At 39.0% G+C, this 715-nt stretch carries 1 protein-coding gene and 1 pseudogene; both read right to left on the bottom strand.

What is annotated here, in order from left to right; all coding sequences use genetic code 11:
- Positions 1-269 (bottom strand): annotated as a pseudogene (locus BAZO_RS11350) (cell division protein FtsK); the annotation flags it as partial.
- Positions 269-715: hypothetical protein (locus BAZO_RS11345; protein WP_003331663.1), on the bottom strand; the 447-nt coding region annotated here is incomplete at its 5' end. The gene BAZO_RS11345 and the pseudogene BAZO_RS11350, both read right to left, overlap by 1 nt.

The following is a 715-nucleotide window of genomic DNA, read 5'->3' as shown; positions in this document are numbered from 1 at the left end:
TCATCAGTATTTAGTGGAACAAAATAGGCGCTATTTTGCTTAAGTAAGGTGTATCGGGGATAGAGACAAGCGTTCGCAATCAAGAAAATCTTAAAATACAGATCATTGTCAATAATATAGCCCGAAGGCATTCGAGGAAGAAAGAGGAAGCCATCTTCCTGTACTTTGACATCAAAACTATTTGTGTACGAGGTCTCGCCCTCGATTTGAGATCCTAGCGCCATATTTAGGCTTTGTAAGAGATAAAGTGCAAGTTGACTATTGGTCATTATTTCACCTCCTTGATGCCATCAGCCTTAAAGTAAATGTTGTAGTTGACTTCACAGGCTTGAAGATGATCAAACGTTATAATAGATAGATAAGGGGGAAGTTTAACTTGATCTGTGAATTTTACTTCAAAGGGGGGTAAACCGCTTTGAGAAAACCAACCTTTGTAAGCAATCACCTCATCAGTTCGTTTGCCGTCTTCAAACTTCATTTGAGGCTCAAGCGTTTCGCTCAATGAGTGAATGGCTTTTGAGCGATCTAAAATGTTGTTTGCGAGTTCAGCGGAGTACCCGCCTTTGCGTTTATTATATTGTGCTTTCATAGTGGTTCCTTTCATGAATCGGTAGTTTAATGTGTGCTGCTCAGTTTTTATCGTGAGCTTGATTTTTCCTCCTTCTATAAATAACGGCGACAAAAAAAGAGGGATTTTACCCTCTTTTGAAATTTT

This window comes from Schinkia azotoformans LMG 9581 (assembly GCF_000307855.1).
In the GTDB taxonomy this organism is placed as follows: domain Bacteria; phylum Bacillota; class Bacilli; order Bacillales; family Bacillaceae_J; genus Schinkia; species Schinkia azotoformans.
This window is presented reverse-complemented; position numbering and strand designations above follow the sequence as displayed.